The following is a 2,441-nucleotide window of genomic DNA, read 5'->3' as shown; positions in this document are numbered from 1 at the left end:
GTAAATTTGTTACCTCTCTTACCCACTCCATAATTAAACAACTCTGCAATGTCTCCTATTTGTCCTCCTAATAATGAGAATTGGTATAAGCAGAAAAAAAGACAAAGAATCCCCGAGTTAGCTAGTCTTTTACTATCTCTGTCGAGTATTGGCATTTTTTGATGTCTTGTAACGCTTTATAAGCGCGTTCAGCTTATTTAGATAAAAATCTAGATGTAGATGAAGTTTTGTAAAGACATACAGTATCTATGTACTGCAAAAAATTGAACACAAGACGCCGATACATTAAGTAATCCTTACCTTTTAATCTGCAGATTGGCGAAAGCAAATACAATAGCTTCAGTTTCATGATAAGGGGGTTGGCGAAGGGTGTCAAGTAATTCCGTTCCTTATGGGTAAAAAAAGAGAAACTCTAAGTTGCAGCCGCACAATGTTTCTCTTTTCTGCTGTTGATGATTATTTCGCCTATTGTAACTGCCGCTAGAATAAAGCAATAATATACCTGTGTTAATAAAGAAATAGGTGATACAGAGGCGATGCTACCTGCTAGCAATAGTTGGGAACCATAAGGTAAGATACCTTTTGTAGCACAAGCAAAAACATCTAATAAGTATGCACTGCGGTATGGTGCAATATCGTGTTTCTGTGCGAGTCTTTTTGCAATGCCACCACTTAGCAAAATAGCAATGGTATTATTGGCAACCAAGGTAGTAACCATAGACGCAATTCCTGCTATCACAAATTCAGCTTTAGTTTTTGTGATATTGCTTTCATCGATGAGTTTATGCAACGCTTTTTGACCTTGTTTGTACATTATATGGCTCAACCCACCGATAAATAGAGCGAATATCACTATTTCGTTTACTTTTTTGAAACCGTCATACACGTCATGAGGAAATTGAATGATAGCATAGTCAAAAAAAGTTATTCCTAGCACACCAGCAATAATTATGTTTACAGTTATTGTTACTAAAGTGGTGACTTCAAGCAGCCCCATGATTATTAAAGAAATGTAAGGAATAATTTTTATTATAGAATAATAATCTAAATTTGATATAGAAATAATTTTTATACTACTTGAAATCACTGCCAGATAGGTGAGTGTTATAATACCTGCAGTAAATGCAACCTTAGAGTTTATTTTAAGTTTATCTTTTACTGAAGCTCCCTGTGAAGAAACAGATGCAATTGTGGTATCAGATATCATCGAAAGGTTATCGCCAAACACGGCACCACCTACTACAGTTGCAGTTCCTATTTCAAGACCAAAAGCTCCACTTTTTGCCAGATTAACAGCTATAGGTACCATCAGCGCAACAACTCCCATAGATGTACCAATTGCAGTTGAAATAAAAGCAGAAGCCAAAAATACTCCAGGCAGCAGTAATCGTGCTGGAAGGAAATTAAGAATTAAATTAGCAACAGTGTCTGCGCTACCGATTGATTGAGTCACCGCAGAAAATGCTCCAGAAAATAAAAAAATTAAACACATAGTAAGGGTGTTTTTGTCACCCATGCCCTTGATAACAGTATCGATGTTATGCTGAATTTTATTTGTACCACGTGAGACAGCAAAAAATAGTGCTGGTAACAAGCATATTACTGGTGAAACCTGATGAAGTGGATTATCAGTTCCGATAAAAGAAAAATAAGCACCACTTCCAAGGTACGAGATTAAAAAAATAATCAAAGGGACAAAAGCTGTCATTTCACTGTACCTAAACTTATAACTATAACTAATTAAGTGGTTTTAAGCAAGTTTGGTTTTCACTAGTTCTACAGGAAGTCAATAGCAGAGTTTTAAACTTCATATTTAATTTACTAAATAAATAGCACATGTAGCTTATTGCTTGACAATAGGATCTAATTGTTGTCTAGATTCCAGCATCACGCGCACAACTGTACGAACATTTGTTTGCGAAGAAATGTTATAGCTGGTTTTGCTTCAAACACAAAGACGTCATCCGAGTAGCTGACTACTTGGATCCAGAAAATTTTGCTGCGAGTAAGCAAATTTGTTTGGTGAGCATAGAAAGTGGAATGTGTAAGCGCAGCCTCAACAGGGTGTCATCCGAGTAGCTGACTACTTGGATCCAGCTGAGTTGGTGAGTATAAAAGTATAGCTAACGCGAGCTCTACGTTATACCGCCGCAGAATAATTAACCGTCATACCGCGATTCATTCGCAGTATCCCTTCGCGGTATCCCTTAGCCGCTAACAAGCAGCGGGATGACGAGCTTATCGTCATGCCACCGCGAACCGTCATGCCGTTGCGAACCGTCATACCGCCGCGGTATCTCTAGATCCCGCTAACAAGTAGCGGGATGACGGTTGTTGTTTAGCTATAAACGTTAAGAAATTTACCAAATAAAAAAAAGGCAAAAGAAGCCCCGTGGTTGGCTAATTACTTACATTATACTTTCAAGTATGGCGTTTTTTTA

Annotated in this window: 1 protein-coding gene; it reads right to left on the bottom strand. The window is 37.6% G+C overall.

The window, feature by feature from the left end; genetic code table 11:
- Positions 1-412: 412 nt before the first annotated feature.
- Entirely contained in the window at positions 413-1,708 is a 1,296-nt protein-coding gene (locus OZD66_RS01830; protein ID WP_182366789.1) for a Na+/H+ antiporter NhaC family protein, read from the bottom strand.
- Positions 1,709-2,441 lie beyond the last annotated feature (733 nt).

This window comes from Wolbachia endosymbiont of Drosophila baimaii, from assembly GCF_028982185.1.
Classification (GTDB): Bacteria; Pseudomonadota; Alphaproteobacteria; order Rickettsiales; family Anaplasmataceae; genus Wolbachia; species Wolbachia pipientis.
The sequence above is the reverse complement of the archived record's forward strand: the minus strand, read 5'-3'. Positions and strand labels throughout refer to the sequence as shown.